At 73.5% G+C, this 21728-nt stretch carries 19 protein-coding genes; 11 read left to right on the forward strand and 8 right to left on the reverse strand.

The genetic code is table 11. The features are described from left to right. The 4 genes from FB558_RS14360 to FB558_RS14375 all read right to left on the reverse strand — a co-directional run bounded on the left by FB558_RS14360 (window position 1) and on the right by FB558_RS14375 (window position 5158). Complete coding sequence (locus tag FB558_RS14360) at window positions 1-594, reverse strand: NUDIX hydrolase (protein ID WP_142052893.1); 594 nt, start codon at window positions 592-594, stop codon at window positions 1-3. Then, window positions 578-2110, reverse strand: coding sequence for a glycosyltransferase family 87 protein (locus FB558_RS14365; protein WP_142052896.1), 1533 nt, complete (start codon window positions 2108-2110; stop codon window positions 578-580). Before FB558_RS14365 ends, FB558_RS14360 begins: the two co-directional genes overlap by 17 nt. Then, window positions 2107-4452: a transglycosylase domain-containing protein gene (locus FB558_RS14370; protein ID WP_246106425.1), complete on the reverse strand. Its 2346-nt coding sequence runs from the start codon at window positions 4450-4452 to the stop codon at window positions 2107-2109. The genes FB558_RS14365 and FB558_RS14370 overlap by 4 nt, the downstream gene beginning before the upstream one ends. Before the next feature lie 289 nt (window positions 4453-4741). Beyond that, the gene (locus FB558_RS14375; RefSeq protein ID WP_142052902.1) at window positions 4742-5158 is read right to left on the reverse strand and encodes a DUF5318 domain-containing protein; all 417 of its coding nucleotides are present in this window, start codon (window positions 5156-5158) and stop codon (window positions 4742-4744) included. 164 nt (window positions 5159-5322) lie between these two features. Here FB558_RS14375 and FB558_RS14380 point away from each other — a divergent pair, with 164 nt between their 5' ends. The 4 genes from FB558_RS14380 to FB558_RS14395 all read left to right on the forward strand — a co-directional run bounded on the left by FB558_RS14380 (window position 5323) and on the right by FB558_RS14395 (window position 8818). After that, window positions 5323-5895 (forward strand): PadR family transcriptional regulator, encoded by a 573-nt coding sequence (locus FB558_RS14380; RefSeq protein ID WP_142052904.1) that lies wholly within the window; start codon window positions 5323-5325, stop codon window positions 5893-5895. Continuing rightward, complete coding sequence (locus tag FB558_RS14385) at window positions 5892-6971, forward strand: inositol-3-phosphate synthase (protein ID WP_142052907.1); 1080 nt, start codon at window positions 5892-5894, stop codon at window positions 6969-6971. The genes FB558_RS14380 and FB558_RS14385 overlap by 4 nt, the downstream gene beginning before the upstream one ends. Window positions 6972-7498: 527 nt before the next feature. Next, window positions 7499-8029: a C40 family peptidase gene (locus tag FB558_RS45675; RefSeq protein ID WP_425468002.1), complete on the forward strand. Its 531-nt coding sequence runs from the start codon at window positions 7499-7501 to the stop codon at window positions 8027-8029. 90 nt (window positions 8030-8119) lie between these two features. Further along, window positions 8120-8818 carry an SDR family oxidoreductase gene (locus FB558_RS14395; protein ID WP_246106426.1) on the forward strand — a complete coding sequence of 233 codons (699 nt, stop codon included), beginning with the start codon at window positions 8120-8122 and terminating at the stop codon, window positions 8816-8818. 11 nt (window positions 8819-8829) lie between these two features. Here FB558_RS14395 and FB558_RS14400 read toward each other — a convergent pair whose 3' ends face one another. Next, the gene (locus tag FB558_RS14400; protein ID WP_142052913.1) at window positions 8830-9042 is read right to left on the reverse strand and encodes a hypothetical protein; all 213 of its coding nucleotides are present in this window, start codon (window positions 9040-9042) and stop codon (window positions 8830-8832) included. 89 nt (window positions 9043-9131) lie between these two features. On the opposite strand from FB558_RS14400, the gene FB558_RS14405 reads away from it, so the two are divergent. The 3 genes from FB558_RS14405 to FB558_RS14415 all read left to right on the forward strand — a co-directional run bounded on the left by FB558_RS14405 (window position 9132) and on the right by FB558_RS14415 (window position 10316). Beyond that, complete coding sequence (locus FB558_RS14405) at window positions 9132-9395, forward strand: hypothetical protein (protein WP_142052916.1); 264 nt, start codon at window positions 9132-9134, stop codon at window positions 9393-9395. Then, window positions 9392-9709 carry a DNA-binding protein gene (locus tag FB558_RS14410; RefSeq protein WP_142052920.1) on the forward strand — a complete coding sequence of 106 codons (318 nt, stop codon included), beginning with the start codon at window positions 9392-9394 and terminating at the stop codon, window positions 9707-9709. The genes FB558_RS14405 and FB558_RS14410 overlap by 4 nt, the downstream gene beginning before the upstream one ends. A 199-nt stretch (window positions 9710-9908) precedes the next feature. Then, complete coding sequence (locus FB558_RS14415) at window positions 9909-10316, forward strand: DUF1707 SHOCT-like domain-containing protein (protein ID WP_246106427.1); 408 nt, start codon at window positions 9909-9911, stop codon at window positions 10314-10316. A 162-nt stretch (window positions 10317-10478) separates the two neighbouring features. Here FB558_RS14415 and leuS read toward each other — a convergent pair whose 3' ends face one another. Continuing rightward, window positions 10479-13364: a leucine--tRNA ligase gene (leuS, locus tag FB558_RS14420; protein WP_142052923.1), complete on the reverse strand. Its 2886-nt coding sequence runs from the start codon at window positions 13362-13364 to the stop codon at window positions 10479-10481. Window positions 13365-13567: 203 nt separating this feature from the next. On the opposite strand from leuS, the gene FB558_RS14425 reads away from it, so the two are divergent. Then, on the forward strand, window positions 13568-14017 hold the full coding sequence (locus FB558_RS14425; protein WP_170231303.1) for an SdpI family protein: 450 nt from the start codon (window positions 13568-13570) through the stop codon (window positions 14015-14017). Between the two features lie 806 nt (window positions 14018-14823). Here the strand turns inward: FB558_RS14425 and FB558_RS14430 are convergent. Then, entirely contained in the window at window positions 14824-15432 is a 609-nt protein-coding gene (locus FB558_RS14430; protein WP_142052926.1) for a YqgE/AlgH family protein, read from the reverse strand. Window positions 15433-15465: 33 nt separating this feature from the next. Here FB558_RS14430 and FB558_RS14435 point away from each other — a divergent pair, with 33 nt between their 5' ends. Beyond that, complete coding sequence (locus tag FB558_RS14435) at window positions 15466-16806, forward strand: MFS transporter (RefSeq protein ID WP_246106428.1); 1341 nt, start codon at window positions 15466-15468, stop codon at window positions 16804-16806. A gap of 224 nt (window positions 16807-17030) precedes the next feature. Here FB558_RS14435 and FB558_RS14440 read toward each other — a convergent pair whose 3' ends face one another. After that, window positions 17031-18506 (reverse strand): CCA tRNA nucleotidyltransferase, encoded by a 1476-nt coding sequence (locus FB558_RS14440; RefSeq protein ID WP_246106429.1) that lies wholly within the window; start codon window positions 18504-18506, stop codon window positions 17031-17033. Window positions 18507-18646: 140 nt separating this feature from the next. Between FB558_RS14440 and FB558_RS14445 the strand changes: the two genes are divergently transcribed. Both FB558_RS14445 and FB558_RS14450 read left to right on the forward strand, forming a co-directional pair. Beyond that, a complete protein-coding gene (locus tag FB558_RS14445; protein ID WP_142052929.1) occupies window positions 18647-19141 on the forward strand; it encodes an NUDIX hydrolase in 495 nt (164 codons plus the stop codon). Then, window positions 19138-21585, forward strand: coding sequence for a DUF6049 family protein (locus FB558_RS14450; RefSeq protein ID WP_142052933.1), 2448 nt, complete (start codon window positions 19138-19140; stop codon window positions 21583-21585). The genes FB558_RS14445 and FB558_RS14450 overlap by 4 nt, the downstream gene beginning before the upstream one ends. Window positions 21586-21728 lie beyond the last annotated feature (143 nt).

A 21728-nucleotide genomic window follows, 5' to 3' on the forward strand; every position in this document is an offset into this window, starting at 1 on the left:
CTACCGCCAGGCGAACACCGGCTGCTCCAGGTGCGCCACGCGCGTGTCCCGGCCGTGCAGCACCACCTCGCGGAACTGGTGCAGCACCGCGCCCGTGGGCGCGTGCACCAGCCTGCCGAGCAGCGGCAGCTGGATCACCGGCGCGTCCGACTCCGGGATCGTGAGGAAGCGCGGCTCAACGTCGATCAGCTCGACGGGCACGCGGTGCAGCTCGGCCACGTCGGCGGGGTTCGGGCGCAGCCCTGGCTCCCCGTCGGCCCACAGCACCACGGGCGTGATCAGATAGCCGGAGCGGGTGGCGTAGTCGTCGAGCAGGCCCAGCTCGGCGTCCGCGTCCAGGACCAGCCCGAGCTCCTCGGCGAGCTCGCGACGCGCGGCGGCGCCGGGCGACTCACCGGGGTCGGCGCGCCCGCCCGGCAACGCCCACTGCCCCGCGTGCCCGCGCAGGGAGGGCGCCCGGCGGGTCAGCAGGAACGCCGAGCCGCCTCCCACGAGCGTGATCCCGACGGCGGCCGGTTTGAGGTCGGGGCGCTCGATCGCGCGGCGGCGGAACCGGCGCAGGGCGTCGCTGACGTGGTCACGCGGAGACGGCACGCTGCGAGCCTGCCACCCCGGACGGGTCCGTGCCCGTGTCGCGGACCGGCGCGGCCGGCCAGTCGGGGTCGGTTCCCCACCGCGTCACGCCGCGCACCGGGTCGGTGTCCGGGCGCAGCACCGAACGCACCACCAGCACGCACAGCAGCACGACGACGGCGTCGCGGACCACGACCGTGCCGAGGAACCAGTCCGGCGGCAGGCCCTTGTTCTCCGGCGTCAGGTAGTAGTACATGCGCGGCACCCAGACCAGGGCGTCGACCGTCATCCACGCCAGCAGCAGCCGCCACCGCGGCAGGGCGAGCACCGCGAGCGGCACCAGCCACAGCGAGTACTGCGGGCTCCACACCTTGTTGACCAACAAGAACGTCGCGACGACGAGAAAGGCCAGCGAGGCGATCCGCGGTGGCCGCGGCGCGCGCAGCGCCAGCACGGTGATCCCGGCGCAGCACAACAGGAAGAGCACCGCCGACACGGCGTTGAGCACGGCCGGCTGCTCGCCGTCGGCGAGCGGCCCGTCGAACCCGGGCCAGCCCGTGAAGTGCTGCACGACGAAGTAGAGCGAGTCGGGGTCGGCGGGGCGCGTCCGGTTGAGCCGGAAGAACTCCCACCAGCCCCGGCCGTACAGCAGCGCCACGGGCGCGTTGACCAGCACCCAGGCACCGACCGCCCCCGCGATCGCGAACACCGCGGTGCGCACCTCGCGCCGGCGCAGCGCCACGAGCGCGACCGGCAGCAGCAGCATCAACGGGTAGAGCTTGAACGCGCCGCCCGCGCCGAGCAGGGCCCCGGCGAGCAGCGGCCGTCGCCGCGCGAGCGCCAGCATCCCGCCCGCCGCGCAGGCGACGGCGAGCGTGTCGAAGTTGGTGAACGCGTGCACCGCGACGAGCGGCGACACCGCCACGAGCGCCGCGTCCCACGGGCGGTGCGGGCGCAGGGCGTGCACCGCCCACACGGCCACGAGCCACGCCAGCGCCAGCCAGAAGGCGCTGATGTCGAAGTAGACGACCACCGGGAGCGCGGACGGCAGGCCGGGCACCACCTCGGCCGCGTGCACCCATGCGTCGGCCATCCGGGCGTTGAAGTACTGGAAGAACCCGGTGAGCACCGGGTACTCCATGTACCGCACCTGCTCGTCGTCGGTGCCCGCCGACTCGACCCACGGGTCACGGTAGGGCACGGCGCCGTCGTCGAGGCCCTCGATCCCCCACAGCGGGACCGTGTCGGAGTAGCACATCGCCACGTACTGCCGGCTGTTGCGCCAGTCCAGCGCGAGCTCGCCGCCGTCGGTGGTGTACTGCTGCAGGCAGGGCGCCTTCCCCAGCCAGCCCGCGGCGAGCAGCGCCACCGCGAGCAGCAGGACCACGCGCAGCGGAGTCCAGAACCGGCTCCGGCCCACGAGTGCGTGCCTGCCGAGCGGCCCGCCGACGATCCGGCTGGCGGCGGCCGCGAGCGGTTCCGTCCAGGTCGGGATGACCCGTGCCGGGACGTCCGGCTGCCGGTCGGCCGGGGTCACCCCACCGGTCCGCTGTCGGACGTGTCGGTCGCTCCCGCGGGCACCGTCCGGGACTGGTCCTGGCGGCTGTTCGACGTCGGGCGGTCGTCGCTGTTGCTACTGCTGCCGCCACCGTCACCGCTGCCGCCGTCGCTGCTCCCGCCGAAGGGGGAGGAGCTGTCGCTCGACGATCCGCTCCGGTCCTCGTCCGAGGAGTCACCCGAGTCGCGCGAGCTGCGCGAACTGTCGCGGTCGCTGTCGGAGTCGCTGTCGGAGCTGCTGTCGGAGTCGCTGTCGCCGTCGGACGACTCCTCGTCCTCGTCTTCCTCGTCGTCCGGTGACTGCGTGGACGAGACGGGCGGGGCCGCGCTCGGAGCCTCCCCGATCGGCTCGAAGGGGCCGAACGTCTCCTTCGGCTCACCGCGCAGGGCGGCGTTCATGAACTCCTGCCAGATGTCGCTCGGCAACCCGCTGCCGTAGATCGGCCGCTGCTGCGCGTTGCGCAACGCGTCGCTCTGGTCGGACCCGACCCAGACCGCCGTGGAGATGGACGGGGTGAAGCCGACCATCCACGCGTCCTTGTTGTCCTTGCCCTGGAGCTGGACGGTGCCGGTCTTCCCCGCCACCTCCCGTCCGTCGGAGAGGGCGTGGTCGGTGTGGCTCGCGACGTCCAGCATCGCCTCGACGACGTTGCGCGCCACCTGGGGCGGGACGGCCTGCCGGCCCGCGGGGTCCTCGCGCTCGTAGAGCACCCGGCCGTCGGCGGCCTCGACCCGCGACACGATGTAGGGCTCGTGGTGGACCCCCTCGGCGGCGAAGGTGGCGTATGCCGACGCCATGTCGACGGGGTGCACCTCCTTGTCGCCCAGCGCGATGCCGCCCGTGGGGTCGGGGAGCAGGTCGTCGGGGATGCCGGCCTGGTGGGCCGCCTGGGCGACGCTCTGCGGGCCGACCTCGATGCCCAGCTGGTAGAACCAGGTGTTGATCGAGTTGGTCATCGCCTCGATGGCGTTGCACCGCTCGCAGTCGACGCCCTCGACGTTGCTCACCGCGCCCGCGCGGCCCGGGAACTCCATCGGCGAGGTGCCGGTGTACTCCGTGCCGAGGCCGATGCCCTTGCCCGACTGCAGCGCGGCCGACAGCACGAACGGCTTGAACGACGAACCGGGCTGGCGCAACGCCATGGCGTAGTCGGTGCCCAGGCCGTTCTGCCCGCCGTAGTAGGCGAGGATCGCCCCGGTGCGCGGGTCGATCGAGACGAGCGCGCTGCGCAGGTTGTCCGGCTGGCGCTCCATCTTCTCCTTGACCGCGTCGACCGCCTGCTTCTGGCGCGGCTCCTCCACGGTGGTGGTGACCGTGAGGCCCTCGGTGTCGATCTGCTCCTGCGTGATCCCCTTGGCGGCCAGCTCCTCGACCGCGCGGTCGTAGATGTGGTAGCGGTCGTCGTCCGGAACGCCACCACCGGCCGGTGCCTCGGGCAGCCAGGAGGTGGGGAACGTCTGCTGGACCCGTTCCTCCGGGGTGATCCAGCGTTGCTCGACCATGCCGTCCAGCACGAAGGCCCACCGCTCCTGCGAGCGCTCCGGGTTCTTCGCCGGGTCCCACCGCGACGGGGACTGGATGGTGCCGGCGAGCATGGCGCCCTCGGAGATCGTCAGGTCCTCGACGTTCTTGCCGAAGTACGCCTGCGCCGCCGCCTGGATGCCGGACGCGCCCCGGCCCCAGTAGATCGTGTTGAGGTAGTTCTCGAGGATCTCGTCCTTGGTCTGCTCGCGGGTGATCTTGACCGCGAGGATGACCTCCTTGTACTTGCGCCACAAGGAGAAGTCGTCCTGGCCGGTGGAGACCTTGACGTACTGCTGGGTGACCGTGGACCCCCCGCCCGAACCGCCGGTGAGCTGGTTGTAGACGGCGCGGCCGATGCCGACGAGGTCGAAGCCGGGGTTGGAGTAGAAGGAACGGTCCTCTGCCGAGAGCACGGCCTCGCGCACGTGCTCGGGCACCTTGTCGAGCGTGACCAGGACCCGGTTGCCGTTCTCCGGGCGGACCGTGGCGATCGGCGTCTGGCCGTCGGCGAACGTGAACGTGGCGACCTGGGTGAGCGCGGCCTGTTCGGCCGTGGGCACCGGGAAGAGCAGCCATCCCACGACGAAGGCGGCGAACGGCCCGATCAGCGCGGCGCCGAGCATGACGTAGAAGATGCGTCGCACGCGCCGCCACGGGGAGACCGCCTTGCCGGACGTCCGGCCGCGGCGGGTTTCGGAGCGCGGTGCGGGGTGCTGCGCCACGGCGGCGCCACCCGGTGCGGGCCCTCCGACCACCGCGGTGGGGCCCGAGTCCTCGTCGTGCGTGAGGAGCGGCACGTCACCGCCCTGGTAGGCGGACTGGCGGGCACCGGACGAGACCGGCGGACCGTCGGCCCGATAACGCTGGGGGGGAACCCGCGAGTCGGGCGGCGGCGGCGCGGGCCTGCGCGGCGGACGGCCCTGGGGAGGCGGGCCGCCATAGGGGCCGGGCATCGGGCCACCGGCGCGTGGGGGACGCGGTGGCGGGCGGCCCTGTGGGTTGTGGGGCCGGCCCCTCGGCGCGTCGAACCGGGGGTCGCGCTGATCACTCACCGCTGCTCCGGGGGGTTCGGGGGATGGTGTGCGGTCACTCGGCGGCTGTCCTGCGTCGATCGGATCCGCGACCGCGGCGCTCGGGAGCGTCCCCTGTTCCCATCACGTAGGACAGGACCAGGTGGTTCCAGCTGCAGGTGCGGCAGACCTCGACCACGTACACGGAGAAGTCGGCGTGCAGGTTCGCCAGCTGCTCGAGCTCCTCCGGTGCGCGGGCCGATCCGGCGGCGTGCTTGAGCTCGTCGCCGAAGATCCAGGAGACCTGGGTGAGGCGCTCCTTGCGGCAGACCGGGCAGGTCCGCTCCGTCGGCTCGCCGTGGAACCGAGCTGCTCGGAGCAGGTACGGGCTCGCGTCGCAGACCTCGGCGACCCCGACCCGACCGGAGTGGACCTCGGCGAGCAGCGCGCGGCGCTGCAACGCGTAGTCGACCACCTGCCGCTGGGTGCGCACCCGGTCAGGGTACGCGGAGCGCCCCTGGCGCCGGGGAGAACGCCTCGCACTCCGTCGGGTCGATCGGCGACCGGGCGTCCGGGAACGCTCGGCGAACCAGCGGAGAGATGTATCGGGTCGATATACTCGGCTACGCTATCGGTCGGCAACGGGAGGAGGTCGTCGTGCTGGAGCTGGCGATCCTCGGCCTGCTCCAGGAGGCGCCGGTGCACGGCTACGAGCTGCGCAAGGAGCTCGGGCTGCGGCTGGGCGGCTTCCGGCTGTTCTCCTACGGCTCGCTCTACCCGGCGCTGCGCCGCCTCACCCGCGCCGGCCTCATCGTCGAGGACCCGGAGCAACCCGCACCCGAGGCGGGCAGCTGGTCGCGGCGCAGCAGGCGGGTGTACCGCATCACCGCCGAGGGCAAGGAGCGCCTCGCCGAGCTGCTCACCGAGGCCGGCCCCCAGGCGTGGGACGACGACGCCTTCGGCGTGCACCTCGCGTTCTTCTCCCGCACCCCCGCCGAGGCGCGGATGCGGATCCTCGAGGGGCGCCGACGTGCGGTCGAGGAGCGCCGCGAGGGGCTGCGCACGGCGCTGGGCCGGGCGCGGGAGCAGATCGACAACTACACCCAGCAGCTCCACCAGCTGGGGCTCGACACCTGCGAGCGCGAGGTGCGGTGGCTCAACGAGCTGATCGCCACCGAACGCGCCGCCCAGGACGAAGACTCTTCACGACGAGAGAAGGAACCGCCATGAGTGAGGTCCGTGTCGCCGTCGTCGGCGTGGGTAACTGCGCGGCGTCGCTCGTGCAGGGCGTGCACTACTACGCGGACGCCGACCCGGCCACCCGCGTGCCCGGCCTGATGCACGTCGACTTCGGTGGCTACCACGTGCGGGACGTCACGTTCGTCGCCGCGTTCGACGTCGACGCCAAGAAGGTGGGGCGCGACCTGTCCGAGGCGATCTCGGCGAGCGAGAACAACACCATCAAGATCGCCGACGTGCCGCCGCTGGGCGTGCCTGTGCAGCGCGGCCACACGCTCGACGCCCTCGGTCGCTTCTACCGGGAGACCATCAGCGAGTCCGACGAGGAGCCGGTGGACGTGGCGCAGGTCCTGCGCGACACGGCCGCCGACGTGCTCGTGTCCTACCTGCCGGTGGGCAGCGAGGCGGCCGACCGGTTCTACGCCCAGGCGGCCCTCGACGCCGGCGTCGCGTTCGTCAACGCGCTCCCGGTGTTCATCGCCTCCGACCCCGTGTGGGCCGAGAAGTTCCGCGTGGCGGGCGTGCCGATCGTCGGCGACGACATCAAGAGCCAGGTCGGCGCCACGATCACCCACCGCGTCCTGGCCCGGCTGTTCGAGGACCGCGGCGTGCAGCTCGACCGCACGATGCAGCTCAACGTGGGCGGGAACATGGACTTCCTGAACATGAAGGAGCTCGAGCGGCTCGAGTCGAAGAAGGTCTCCAAGACCCAGTCGGTCACCTCCCAGGTCGACCGCGACCTGGGCAAGGACAACGTCCACATCGGCCCGTCGGACTACGTCGCCTGGCTCGACGACCGCAAGTGGGCCTACGTGCGGCTCGAGGGACGCGCCTTCGGCGACGTGCCGCTCAGCCTCGAGTACAAGCTCGAGGTCTGGGACTCGCCCAACTCGGCGGGCATCATCATCGACGCCGTGCGCGCGGCCAAGATCGCCAAGGACCGCGGCATCGGCGGCCCGATCCTGTCGGCGTCGAGCTACTTCATGAAGTCGCCGCCCGAGCAGTACAGCGACGACGTCGCGCGGCAGGCGGTGGAGGAGTTCATCCGCGGCGAGCGGGAGGGCTAGCCCCTTCGCACCGCACCGACCCAGTCGGCCCCGGCCGTGGCCCCGCGCCACCGCCGGGGCCGACTTTTTGCTTCAGATCCGAAACCTTTTCGCGCGACCGCCTGCGCTGCCGTTCCGGAACCAAGTTCACTCGTTTGCCTCAATAACGAACTGATATCGACACTCCCGGTGGCGCAGGTCACCCGGGTCGACCTCCTCCACCGAGCCCCGACGCAGCTCAACGGGGCACCGCTGGTCTTTTCGTGTGCAACAACCGGTGAGCAGGCTCACCGGATTGCACAGCCCGGATTGAGAGATGCGTCATGGCAACGCATCGAAATGCGTTCGTAATGTGCCGGACGGCCCCGCGCCACCAGCGCTCAACCGGAGCGATGGGCGCAGGGTCACCGCCGGACGGGCGGGGTGCGGCACGGCCACGAGGTGCACGAGCGAGAGGTGCACGGCTGTGCACGCGCGCACCCCGCCGGCGCCGCGGGCTCCCCCGGCCCGTGGCTCCTGTCCGGTGGTGCTCACCCCGAGGACCACCCGTGCCACACCATCTCCCCGCACTGGCCACCCGCGCCGCCGTCGTCGCCGTGTCCGCCGCGGCGGCCACCTTCGTCGGCGTGCTGCCCGCGGCAGCCGCACCCGCTGCGCCGGAGGTCGCGACCGTCACCCCGGTCGCCAAGTCGATCCCCGCCCCCGCCTCGCCCGCCTTCGTCGCCCCGGCGGCCGCGGCCCGCTCGTCCGCGGTCCAGAACGCGATGGGCAAGCTCGGCTCGCCCTACCGCTACGGCGCCACCGGCCCGAGCTCCTTCGACTGCTCGGGCCTGGTCAAGTGGGCCTACGACAAGGCCGGGGTCTCGCTGCCGCGCACCAGCCGGGCGATGTCGAAGGTCGGCACCCCCGTCTCGCGCGACGAGCTGCGCCCCGGCGACCTGGTGTTCTTCTACAAGCCGGTCAGCCACGTCGGCATCTACATCGGCGACGGCAAGATCGTGCACGCCAGCAACCGGAAGAGCCCGGTGAAGGTGTCGGACATGAGCAAGATGAAGTACAACTCCGCACGCCGGATCTAGGGCGTCCGCTCCCGGCCGACGCACCCCGTCGCCGCCCCGACGGGCGGCGGGGTGCGCCGGCGGCGTGATCACGCACTAGAGTCCCTGGTCGTGATCGGGCCCGAGCTGCGACCCCTCGCCCTCGTCACGGGGGCCTCCCGCGGGATCGGCGCGGCCGTCGCCCGGGCGCTCGCCCCTGGCCACGACGTGCTGCTGGGCGGGCGCGACTCCGCGGCCCTGCACGCGCTGGCCGTCGAGCTGCCGGGCTCCCGGCCGTGGCCGGTCGACCTCACCGACGGCCGCGCCCTCGCCGAGGCCGCGGGGGGCATCGAACGGCTGGACGTCCTCGTGCACTCCGCCGGTGTCGGATTGCTCGGCACGGTCGCCGAAACCCCCGCGAGCACCTGGCGCCGCCAGTTCGAGATCAACGTCGTCGCCGTCGCCGAGCTCACCCGGCTGCTCCTGCCCGCCCTGCGCGCGGCGGGGGGCCGGGTCGTCCTGCTCAACTCCGGTGCCGGGCTCAGCGCGCGTGCGGGATGGGCGTCCTACGCCGCGAGCAAGTTCGCGCTGCGGGCGTTCGCCGACGCGCTGCGGGCAGAGGAGGCCGGCAACGGCGTGCGGGTCACCTCGGTGCACCCGGGCCGGGTGGACACGCAGATGCAGCGCGAGGTCGTCGCGCAGGAGGGCGGCGACTACCGCCCGGAGTCCTACCTGCGCCCGGAGTCGGTGGCCGGCGCCGTGCTGCTGGCCGTCACCGCGCCGGACGACGCCGCGCTCACCGAGCTCGTCCTGCGCCCGGCCGGCCCCTGAGGCCCGCGCGATCACGGCTGCCCCGCGATCCGCCGGGCGTGCGCCGCTGCCCGGTACAGCGTGCACGGCCACCGCGGCGCCGTCCGCACCTGGGAGCAGCCGCCGCGACACCGACCGTCCCGACCGCTGACGTGCCGCTCCAGCAGCGTCCGCCACACCTCGGGCATCGCGGCCAACTCGACCGGCAGCCGCCACTCGGGCGGGGGTTCCTCGTGGTCCTGCACAGGACGAGTCCCTGCGCGCCGACGGCCGCGCCCGTACCGAGATCGCCACGACCCTCCGGGACCGCTACGGGCTGAACGCCCGCGTCGCGATGCGGCTCGCCCACGGCTGGACGCAGGCCATCACGGCGCAGGAGTGGAACCGGCGCTGGCCCGACGACCCCAAGACCTTCAAGAACATCTCCTACTGGGAGAACTGGCCGAGCCCGACCGGCCACATGCCGTCGCTGCTCGTCCTGGACCGGCTGGCCCAGCTCTACGGCTGCGCCGTCAGCGACCTGGTGGCCGGCTGGGGGGAGCACGCCGCCGACACGGCCGGTGACGGCAGCGGGCCGGATGCCGCTACACCTACGTGAGCACCGGACGCGGGCAGGAACTCGACGGGACGCACCGCATCGTGGTGCGCCCCGAGCGCGGTCGGCTCGTCGGACGAAGCGACCCGACCCCGAACGGCACGCTCGAGCTCGACCTCGTCGCCGACGGCCTGCTCGTCACCGGGAACCGGACCGAGCGCACTGCACCCGATGGCTACTACCGGGGAGCGGTCTACCACGGCATCCTGCAGCTGGTACTCGACCCCACCGGTCGCTCGATGACCGGGCGCTGGCTGGGGCCGGATCGGAATTTCGAGATCGATTCGGGCCGCTGGGTCCTGCAGCGCGCACGCTGACCCTCAAGATCGCGAGTTTCGGGTCGTTATCGCTGTGGTGGCAACCATGGACAACCGATACTCGCGATCACCGCCCGCGCGGCTCCGGGCTTCCACCCCGTTGCCGGCAGATCCGTGCAGAGGTACCTCGAAGGACGGAGCGCCGGATCCACCGGCAGACCGATGCCGCAACACCCCCAGCGCTCGTACCATCGCGAACGTGACCTCCGATGCCGACCGGAGCCGGCTGCGCGTCTCCGATGCCGAGCGGTCGGCCACTGCCGAACGGCTCCGCGTCGCCGTGGACGAGGGCCGCCTCGACCTCACCGAGTACGACTCCCGCCTGCGCTCCGCGTACGCCGCTCGCACCTACGGCGAGCTCGACTCCGTCACCGCCGACCTACCGGCGGTCCGGGAAGCCGGGCCCCCGGCGGTCCCGAAGAAGGAGTCCCGGCACACCTGGCAGAGCGAGTGGCGCGACTGGCTGGGCGGTGCGGTGATCATGCTCGCGATCTGGGGCACCACGTCGCTCGTGAACGGCGACCTCATCGCGTTCTGGCCGGCCATCCCGCTGGGGATCTGGGCCGCGGTGATCGTCGCCGGGGCGCTGGGCCGGAAGCCGAAGTAGCGGCGGTGATCGATCCGAACCGCACGTGATGGTCACCAGATCGACCGTGGTGTACCTCTCGTCGCGATCATCGCTCCCTGATCGTTCCGAGCGGTACGCCAGCACTGCCCGCACGACATCCATGTGCTTCTCGGAAGGATCGCGGTGCGGCGCCGCTCGGCGTCACACCACCACGTTGACCAGCCGGCCGGGCACGACGATCACCTTGCGCGGCTCCCGCCCGTCCAGCATCCCCGCCACCTTCTCCTCGGCGAGGGCCGCGGCCTGCACCTGCTCACCGGACGCGTCCGCGGGCACGGTGATGCGCGAGCGCACCTTGCCGTTGACCTGGATCGGGTACTCGACCGTCTCGGCCACGAGGTACTGCTCGTCCGCCACCGGGAACGGGCCGTGCGCCAGCGATCCCTCGTGGCCCAGCAGCGACCACAGCTCCTCGGCGATGTGCGGCGTCAGCGGCGCCATCATCAGCACCAGCGGCTCGGCCACGCTGCGCGGCACGCCCACGGCGGCGTAGGTCTTGGTCAGGTGGTTGTTCAGCTCGATCAGCTTGGCCGCGGCCGTGTTGTAGTGCAGCGCGGCGAGGTCGTCGTGCACGCCCGCGATCACACGGTGCAGCAGGCGCAGCGTCTCGGTGTCGGGCTCCGCGTCGGTGACGCGCACCTGCCCCGTCTGCTCGTCGACCAGGTTGCGCCACACCCGCTGCAGGAACCGCTGCGAACCCACCACGTCCCGGGTCGACCAGGGCCGCGAGACCTCCATCGGGCCGGTGGACATCTCGTACAGGCGGAACGTGTCGGCGCCGTAGCGCGCGCACATCTCGTCGGGGGTCACCACGTTGCGCAGCGACTTGCCCATCTTCCCGTACTCGCGCCGGACCGGCTGACCGTTCCACGTGAAACGGCCCTCGGCGTCCTCGACGACCTCGTCGGCCGGCACGTAGGTGCCGCGGGCGTCGGTGTAGGCGAAGGCCTGGATGTAGCCCTGGTTGACCAGCCGGCGGAACGGCTCCTCGGAGCTGACCTGGCCCAGGTCGAAGAGCACCTTGTGCCAGAACCGCGCGTACAGCAGGTGCAGCACCGCGTGCTCCATCCCGCCGACGTACAGGTCGACACCGCCGGGGTCGTTCGGGCGCGACGGGTCCTTGCCCAGCCAGTACTTCTCGACCTCGGGGTCGACGAACCGCTGGTGGTTCCGCGGGTCCAGGTAGCGCAGGTAGTACCAGCACGAGCCGGCCCACTGGGGCATCGTGTTGGTCTCGCGCCGGTAGCGCTTCGGCCCGTCGCCCAGGTCCAGCTCCACCTCCACCCACTCGGACGCGCGCGACAGCGGCGGCTCCGGCTCGGAGTCGGCGGCGTCCGGGTCGTAGGTCTTGGGGGAGTAGTCGCCGATCTCCGGCAGCTCCACCGGCAGCTGGTCGTCGGGCAGCGGGATCGGCCCGTCCTCGTCCCAGACGATCGGGAACGGCTCGCCCCAGTAGCGCTGCCGCGAGAACAGCCAGTCCCGCAGCTTGTACTGGACGACCGCCTCGCCGGCGCCGCGTGCCGCCAGCCACTCGGTGATGGCGTGCTTCGCCTCGGCGACGCCCATGCCGTTGAGGCTGATCTCGGCGTTCGCCGAGTTGATCGCCGGGCCGTCGCCGGTGAACGCGGCGCCGTCGAAGCCCTCGCTCGGCTGCACCGTGCGCACGATCGGCAGCCCGAACGCCTCGGCGAAGTCCCAGTCGCGCTGGTCCTGGCCGGGGACCGCCATGATCGCGCCCGTGCCGTAGCCCATCAGGACGTAGTCGGCGACGAAGACCGGCAGCTGCTGCCCGTTCACGGGATTCGTGGCGTAGGCGCCGGTGAAGACGCCGGTCTTCTCCCGGTTCTCCTGGCGGTCCAGCTCGGACTTGCGCGCAGCGGCCTCGCGGTAGGTGCGCACGGCCGTGGCGGGGTCGGATACGCCCCCGGTCCAGCGGTCGTCGACGCCCTCGGGCCAGGCCTGCGGGACGATCGCGTCCACGAGCGGGTGCTCCGGCGCCAGCACCATGTAGGTGGCGCCGAACAGCGTGTCCGGGCGGGTGGTGAAGACCTCGATGTCGGCGCTGGTGGTGGCGAACCGCACCTGCGCGCCCTCGGAGCGGCCGATCCAGTTGCGCTGCATCGTCTTGACCGCGTCGGACCAGTCGAGCCGGTCCAGGTCGTCGATCAGGCGGTCCGCGTAGGCCGTGATCCGCATCATCCACTGCTTCAGGTTGCGGCGGAACACGGGGAAGTTGCCCCGCTCGCTGCGCCCGTCGGCGGTGACCTCCTCGTTGGCCAGCACGGTGCCCAGCCCCGGGCACCAGTTCACCGGCGCCTCGGAGATGTAGGCCAGGCGGTGCCCGTCGACGACGGCGCGGCGCTCGGCCGCCGTCAGCTCCGCCCACGCACGGCCGTCCGGGGTGGGGCGGGTGCCGCCGGCGAGCTCCGCCTCCAGCTCGGCGATCGGGCGCGCCTTGCGCTGCGCCTCGTCGTACCAGGCGTTGTAGATCTGCAGGAAGATCCACTGCGTCCAGCGGTAGAACTCGACGTCGGTGGTGGCCACGGAGCGACGCTCGTCGTGGGCCAGCCCCAGCTGGCGCAGCTGCGCCTGGTAGCGCTTGATGTTCTCCTCAGTGGTCGTGCGCGGGTGCGTGCCCGTCTGCACGGCGTACTGCTCGGCGGGCAGCCCGAACGCGTCGAAGCCCATCGCGTGCAGCACCGTGCGGCCGGTCATGCGCAGGTAGCGGCCCAGTACGTCGGTGCCGATGAAGCCCAGCGGGTGCCCGACGTGCAACCCGGACCCGGAGGGGTAGGGGAACATGTCCAGCAGGTAGGTCTTGTCCGGTCCGACCCCGCCCGGCGCGGCCCACTCCCCGGTGGGGTTGGGCGCCTGGAAGGTGCCCTCGGCCGCCCACCGGTCCTGCCAGCTGTTCTCGATCCGCGCGGCCAGCGCCGCGCCGTACCGGAACGGCGGTGCGCCGTCCGCGCCGTCGCTGCCCGTGGCACCGGCGCGTTCCGTCGCGGCTGCGGTCGTGTCCGTGCTCATGTCCCGCTCCTGGGAAGTCCGTGGTGGCCCGAAAACCAGAAGACCCCCCTGCCCGAAGCAGAAGGGGTCGGCCGCGCCGGGGCGTGCTCTACGCGACACGCTCAGTGCGGCGCGGCCTCGAGAAGGAGTCGGCGGGCCACGACTCCAGGGTAACGCCGCTGGCGATCGACCCGCGCCCGGGTGCGCGCAGTAGCCTGGTCGCCGTGCCGCAGTCCGTCCGTCTCGTCCTCGGCGCCCTGCTCGTCCTGCTGGGTGCCGCCCTGCTCACGGTCGCGGTGCTCGGCCTGCGCCGCAGGCTGCGCCGCAACCGCTGGGCAGGCGTCCGCACCTCCGCCAGCCTCCGCTCCGACGCCGCGTTCGCGATCGCGAACCAGGTGGCCTCGGCGCCGCTCGGCGCGGCGGGCGCGGTGGCGCTCGCCGCCGGCGTCGCCCTGCTGGCGGGCGCCTCCGGTGTGCTCGGCTGGACGCTGCTCGCCGTGAGCCTCGCCGGCGTCTTCGTGCTCACCGGGGTCGGGGGCGTGGCAGGCGACCGCGCCGCGCGGACCGTCCCCGCGCCCACGCCGACGCCCTCGGCCTGCGCGGGGACGTGCGCGGGCTGCGACCTCGTGGCCGGCTGCCGCCCCGCGCCGAGCGCCTCCGGCGGCCGGGCGTAGGCGTCCGCACCGCGCTCTTGCCGGCACGGTTCGCCCCGCTGCCGTACCCGCCCCCGGCGCCGAAGGTGGCCCTGTCGGCAGAACTACCGAGTGACGTGGTCGCCCGGGCAGCCGTCCCCGACGCGGGCCCCGGCCGGTCCACGACGAGAACGTCGCTGCCCGGTGCCACTCAATGGCTGTGGTGCCGTTCCCCAACCCCTCCGACGCGGCCTTGATCAGCGAACCGGGGGACCTGAGCCGCACCCACGCAGCGGAGCCGCACCCACGCAGCGGATGTCCCGTTTCCACCGATCAAGGGCGCCTGGACTGGCCTGGACCGGTCCGATGATCACCAGGACGGGGTGCAACGGGACCACAGCCAGGTGCGCACCCACCCAGCAGGGACGGGCTCGTCCGGAACAGGCCTGGGCCAGGTCGGGGACGGCCGCCCGGCCGGCCACGACATTCGGTGGTTGAGCCAGCCCGGCCATCTCACGGACGGGCGGGGGCGGGGGAACCGGTCGACTGCGCCGAGGACGGGGCCGAGGCGGGCGGCAGCGGCCGAGAGCCGGGAACGGCGCGCCCACAGGAGAATTCGCCGCCACGTCGACACCATGCGACCGCGACCGCGACCGCGGTTGCGTTCCGCGGAACGCGACCGGCCATGATCAGCAGAAGTGGTACGAGGGCGACAGACCTGACGCCCTCACACCACTCCTGGCGATCACCAGCCGAGAAGCACGTGAGCGCGATCGCGAGCGCCCGTCGTGCGGCTCACACCGTTCTCCGCCTCGTGATCGAAGCGGGCCGACGAGTGGGATCACCCGCTAGTTCGTGCGCACGTCCAGGGGGTAGGTCGCCAGCAGCGCGAGGGGCATCCCCTGCCGGCGCAGCACGTGCTGCCAGAGACCCGTGTCGTGCTGGGCCAGCACGTCGTCGGGGATGGCGGGCACGACGATCCAGTCGCCGCGCTCGATCTCGCCCTCGAGCTGGCCCGCGTCCCAGCCCGAGTAGCCGGCGAACACGCGCAGGCCACGCAGCCGGGGCGCGATGGCCGACGGGTCGGCGTCGAGGTCGACCAGGGCCACCGGCCCGCGCACGGTGACGAGTCCGTCGACGGCGTCCGGGTCCTGTCCGGTGCGCACCGCGGCGAGGCACAGGGCCGTCTCGCCCTCCACCGGCCCGCCGACGAACACCGCGGGCGGCTGGGAGGACAGGGCCGCCCACGCCGGGAGCACGTCGCGGACGGTGACCTCGCTCGGCCGGTTGAGCACCACGCCGAGGCTCCCGCGCGCCCGGTGCTCGATCATGTAGATGACCGTGCGCCGGAAGTGGGGGTCGAGCAGGCCGGGGGCGGCCACCAGCAACGTGCCGGGCGCCACCTCGAAACCGGGAACGGAACCAGAACGGGAGCGCTCGTCCACCACGTGCCACATCGTCGCACCCGCCGCGGCGCGTAGCCTGCGGCCGTGCCGACTTCGGGACCTCCGCCGCCCGCCGCCCCCGAGGCGGCCGCCGCGGTGCGGCCCGAACGCCTGGGTTTCGCCCGGCTGGTGCGCACGCGGGGGTACCGGCGACTGCTCGCTGTGCGCTTCACCACGCAGTGGGCCGACGGCATGTTCCAGGCCGCGCTCGGCGGCGCGGTGCTGTTCAACCCGGAACGCCAGGCCGACCCGCTCGCCGTCGCGGCCGGGCTCGCCGTGCTGCTCCTGCCCTACTCGGTGATCGGGCCGTTCGCCGGCGCGCTGCTCGACCGCTGGGACCGCAGGCGCGTCCTGCTGGGCGCCAACCTCGTGCGCGCGGCGCTGGTGGTGGTCGTGGCCGCCGTGGTCGTGGCCGGCGGCACCGGTCCGGCGCTCTACCTGCCCGCGCTCGCCGTGGCCGGGGTGAGCCGCTTCGTGCTGGCCGGGCTCTCGGTGGCGCTGCCGCACGTCGTGCCGCGCCGGCACCTGGTGGAGGCCAACACCTTCGCGGTCACCGCCGGGGCCGCGACCGCGGCACTCGGTGGGGCGAGCGCGATCGGCCTGCGCGAGCTGATCGGCACCGGCGACGCCGGATCGGGTGCCGTGACGCTCACGGCGATCGTCGGGTCGCTGGTCGCCGCCGCGCTCGCCGCGGGCTTCCCCCGGGGCAGGCTCGGCCCCGACCGGACGGACGGGCGGCCGAGCACGGTCGGCAGCGTGCTGCACGGCTTCGCCGACGGCGCCCGGGCCACGATCGCGACCCCTTCCGTGGCGGCGTCGTTCGTGGCGCTCGCGACGCACCGCCTCGCGTTCGGCATCTCGACGCTGCTGTCCCTGCTGCTGTTCCGCTACGCCTTCGCCGACGCCGGCCCGCTGCTCACCGGGATGGCCGGTCTCGGCCAGGCGGTGGTGCTCGCCGCGGCGGGGCTGGGCATCGCCGCGCTGCTCACGCCGTGGATGGTGCGCCGGTGGGGGCGCCCGCGCACGGTTCGGGTGGCGCTGCTGGTGGCCACCGCCACCCAGCTCACGACCGCCGTGCTGCTCTCGCTGCCCGCGGTGCTCGCGGCGGCGTTCGTGCTCGGCCTCACCGGCCAGATCGTCAAGCTCTGCACCGACGCGGCCGTGCAGGGCGAGGTCGGCGACGAGGTGCTGGGCCGGGTGTTCGCCCTCTACGACATCGTGTTCAACGTCGGGTACGTCGTGGCCGTCGCCGCCGCTGCCCTGCTCAGCCCGCCGGACGGCCGCGCGCCTCTGCTCCTGGCCGGCGCCGCGCTGCTCTACGTGCTGGGACTGGTGGCCCACGACCTGCAGCTGCGCCGGAAGCGGGAATCGACCCCCGGTACGTGAGCGCTCCCACCCGGACGAACGGCACTCTCGTCGGGACTTAGTGTCCCCCGCCGGAAGTCCGCCGAATAATTCGGCGGCCCAGCTCCACGCTGCGCGCACCGGTCGACGACCCGAGTACAGCCGGTACGAGGGCCGCCGCCCGGCGCACGCAGCGCGAACCTGGATCCACCGACTTACCCAACGGACTTCCGGCGGGGATCGCTAGCCGACGAAAGTGCCGTTTGTCATGCGGATCCCGTGTCCACGCCGTTCTCCGCCGCCCAGGCACGGAGCTCGGCCTCGGCCTCCTCACGGGACAGCGGCCCCCGCTCCATGCGCAGGGCCAGCAGGTGCTTGTAGGCCTTGCCGACCTGCGGGCCCGGCGGGAGCCCGAGCAGCGCCATGATGTCGTTGCCGTCCAGGTCGGGGCGGATGGCGTCGAGCGCCTCCTGCTCGCGCAGGCGGGAGATCCGCTCCTCCAGCGAGTCGTAGCTGCGCTGCAGGGCGGCCGCCCGGCGGCGGTTGCGGGTGGTGCAGTCCGAGCGCACCAGCTTGTGCAGCCGCTCGAGCAGCGGACCCGCATCCGCGACGTAGCGGCGGACCGCGGAGTCGGTCCACTCGCCGCCGGAGTAGCCGTGGAAGCGCAGGTGCAGGAACACCAGCTGGGCGACGTCGTCGACCACCGACTTGGGGTAGCGCAGCTCGCGCAGGCGCCTGCGGACCATCTTCGCGCCGACCACCTCGTGGTGGTGGAAGCTCACCCGGCCGTCCGGCTCCTTGCGCCGCGTGTCGGGCTTGCCGATGTCGTGCAGGAGCGCGGCGAGGCGCAGCACGAGGTCCGGCCCGTCGGTCTCGCGGTCGATCGCCTGCTCCATGACGACCAGCGAGTGCGTGTAGACGTCCTTGTGCTGCATGTGCTCGTCGATGGCCAGCCGCATCGCGGGCACCTCGGGCAGCACGTGCTCGCACAGCCCGGTGTCGACCATCAGCTCGATCGCACGGCGCGGGTGGGTGCCGAGCAGCAGCTTCGACAGCTCGGTCTGCACGCGCTCCCGGGTGATGCGGCTCAGCTCGCCCGCCATCTCCGTCATCGCGACGAGAACCCGTGGCGCCGGGGTGAGACCCAGCTGGGAGACAAACCGCGCGGCCCGCAGCATCCGCAGGGGGTCGTCGGCGAACGACTCCTGCGGCGTGGCCGGGGTGTCGAGCGTGCCGGCCGCGAGCGCCGCGAGCCCCCCGTGCGGGTCGACGAATCGCCGCTGCTCGCCGGTGAGCTCCACGGCCATGGCGTTGACGGTGAAGTCGCGGCGGACCAGGTCGGCCTCGATCGTGTCGCCGAAGCGCACGACGGGGTTGCGCGTCACGCGGTCGTAGGCGTCGGCGCGGAAGGTCGTGATCTCGACCGTGGTGCCGCGGCGGCGCGCGCCGATCGTGCCGAAGGCGATCCCGGTGTCCCAGATCGCGTCCGTCCAGCCCTTCAGCACCGCGAGGACGGCGTCGGGGCGGGCGTCGGTGGTGAAGTCCAGGTCCGAGATGTCACGATCGAGCAGCGCATCGCGGACGCTGCCGCCCACCAGGTAGAGGCGGTGACCGGCCGCCGCGAACCGCGCCGCGAGCTCCTCGGCGACCGGACCGATCGACACCATCTCCACGACCGCATTCTGCTGGGCGCGCAGGAGATCGGCGGACACGGCGTCGGAAGCCGGGGCGGGTGCAGGCACGGCGAGCCAGTCTAGGAGACCCCGACGAGCACGGCGACGCCGATCCGGCGCGTGCCCAGCGAGCGCGCCTGAATGGCCCGCGGGCACGCCGGAGCGAAGCGGAGGCCATCAGACACAGCCCGCGTCGTTACGATCGCCACATGTCCACATCCCGCGGCCGCTCCGGGGGGCGCCGCGCGGGTCGCCCCACCGATCGCCGCAGGCGGCTGCGCACGGTCGACGAGACGTCGGCGGGCGGCCTGGTCGTGGACCACACCACGGGCGCCGCGGCGATCATCGGCCGGCTGGACCGCCGGGGCAGGCTGCTGTGGTCGCTGCCGAAGGGGCACATCGAGGCAGGTGAGACGGCCGAGCAGGCGGCGGTGCGCGAGGTCGAGGAGGAAACCGGCATCATCGGCCGCGTGGTGGCACCGCTCGGCACGATCGACTTCTGGTTCGTGGCGGAGGACCGGCGCGTCCACAAGACCGTGCACCACTTCCTGCTGCACGCGCTGGGCGGCGAGCTGTCCGACGAGGACGTCGAGGTCTCCGAGGTGGCGTGGGTGCCGCTGGACGAGCTCGAGAAACGCCTCGCCTACGCCGACGAGCGCCGGCTGATCCGGCGCGCCACCGAACTGCTGGAGGAGACCGCGTGACACCGGTCGCGGCGCTGCGGCTGGTCGCGATCACCCTGCTGAGCGTGGCCGGGCTGCTGGCCTCCGGCCCGCTCGCGGCCGCGGCACCGGCGCCCGGGCAAGCGGCCCCCGCCGCGGCCGGGCCGCTGCGGCTGGAGCTCGCGGAGATGGCGCCGCGCGTCGTCACCGCAACCGGCCCGCGGGAGCTCACGATCACCGGCACGCTCACGAACACCGGTGACGTGCCCGTGGGCGACCTCGTCGTACGGGTGCAGCGCAGCAACCCGATCGACACCGAGGGCGCGCTGCGCGACGCGCTCGACGGCAGCGCGCAGACCGACGCCGTCACACCCCAGTTCACGCCGCTGCCCGGCGAGCTCGCGCCCGGGGCCCAGCTGCCGGTGCGGCTGACCGTTCCGCTGCGGGGTGCGCCGGAGACGAGCCTCGCGATTGCCGAGACGGGCGTGCACGAGCTGCTGGTGAACGTCAACGGCGCGCCGCAGGGCGGCCTACGGGCCCGGCTGGCGGCGGTGCGGATGCTGCTGCCGGTGCTGTCGCTGCCGCCGGACCCGGCGACCCCGGACCAGGTGCCGGAGGCCACCACGGGCGGGGCCACCCCCTTCGCGATGATCGTGCCGGTCACCGACGCGCCACGGCGGCTCACGACGGTGCCCGGCGAACCCACCCTGCTCGCCGACGACGAGCTGGCCGCGTCGTTGGCACCCGAGGGGCGGCTGGGCGGGATGGTCGGCGCCCTCGCCCGCAACGCGCCGGCGGAGTCGCGCGTGCGCGCCGCGACGTGCCTCGCCATCGATCCCGAGCTGGTCGAGACCGCCGCACTGATGCGCGATCCACGCGGCTACCAGGTCCGCGGCCCGGACGGGGTGCCGGTGCCGGGCACCGGTGCGGCGGCGGCGAGCCGGTGGCTGGACCAGCTCGCCTCCGTCGCCCGCGGGGGCTGCGTGATCGCCCTGCCCTACGCCGACGCCGACCTCGTGGCACTCACCCGGGCCGGGATGGGCGAGCTCGCGACCACGGCGATCCTCGACGGCCGCCATGTGCTGCAGGACGTCCTCCAGACGGCGGTGGTCCCCGACGTCACCTGGCCCGTCGAGGGCGCGGTCGACGACGCGACGCTCGCCCTCACCGCGAACGCGGACGGGCGGTCGCTGCTGCTGTCCGCCGATGCCGTCGACAGCGGGAACGAGCCCCGCGACTCGGGCGTCCACCCCATCGCGGGCGGCCAGCGGCCCCAGTTCACGGTGCTGACCGACCCGCTCCTCACGCGCGCCGCGGGCTCGCCCGACGCGCCCGGCGAGGACCTGGGCCCGCTGCGCGGCGCGTCGGCGCCGTCGACGAGCCCCACGGGGACGTCGGGTCCGCTCGCCACCCAGGACCTCATCGGCGCGCTCACCTTCCGCACCCAGCAACCGGTGGAGGCCACGGCGCGCGGAGGACCGCTCGTGCTCGCCCCGCCGCACCGCTGGGACGCCGGCGGGGCCGCCACCGAGGCCCTGCTCGGCGCGGTGGACCAACTGCTCGACGTCGGGCGCATCGTCCCGCGCAGCCTCGACGCGGTGCTCGCCGCCGGCCCCCCGACCGGCACGGAGGCGCTCCCCGTGGCGTACCCGCTGCAGATTGGGGAGCGGGAGCTGCCGGCCCCGGTGCTGGAGACCGTGCGCGGTACCGCTGCCGACATCGACGACCTCGCCTCGGCCGCCGTCCCGGACTCGGGTGTGGGGGTCAGCCCCGAGGAGCTTTTCACCCCGCTGCGGCACAGCCTGGTGCGGGCGACGTCCGCGGCGTGGCGCACCCGCCCGGACGCCGCGGCTGCGGCGGCCGCCGAACCCGCGCAGCGGGTGGACGAGCTGCGCGGCACCGTGCGCGTGCTCGAGCCACCGGGCCCGTACTCGCTCGGCACGTCGGACGCCCCCGTCCTCATCACGGTGGCCAACGGCCTCCCCGTCACGGTGGAGGTCCAGGTCGAGATCCTGCCGTCCTCGGGGCTGCGGGTCGCACCGATCGAGCCCCAGCAGGTGCCCCCGCTGGGCAGGCGGCAGGTGCGCGTGAGCGCCGAGGTGACCCGCTCGGGCCAGTTCAGCGTGCAGGCCGCGGTCCGCACCCCGGACGGCGAGCTGCTCGGACCACCCAGCCGCCTGCGGGTGCGCTCCACCGCCTACGGCACCATCACCGTGTGGTTGACGGCGAGCGCGGGCATCCTGCTCGTGGTGCTGGCCGGCCGCCGGGTGGTGCGCCGGATCCGTGGCGAGCCGGCGCGCCGGGCGGCGGACCCACCCCCTCCGGAGCACCCGGAGCCGCAGGCGCCGCCCGGGCCCCCGCACCGCACGGGCTCGAACCGCACCGGCGACCCGTTCCCGGACCCCCTCGCGGCCACCGACCGCCTCCCTCAGGTCCACCGCAGGCGCGACGGTCCGCCGGGCCCTCCGCGCGTCCCCAGTCCGTGAGCGGCCCCGCGAGCGGTCCGGCCCCCGACGACCCGGCGAGCGGGCCGACGCCGTCCTGCGGGGGAGGCGCGCAGGGAGCGAGGAACGAGCGACCGAGCACCGGAGGAGCAGGACGGCGTCTCCCCGGGCCCGCGAGCCCTGCC

The sequence above is a fragment of the Pseudonocardia kunmingensis genome (assembly GCF_006716445.1).
Taxonomy (GTDB): domain Bacteria; phylum Actinomycetota; class Actinomycetes; order Mycobacteriales; family Pseudonocardiaceae; genus Pseudonocardia; species Pseudonocardia kunmingensis.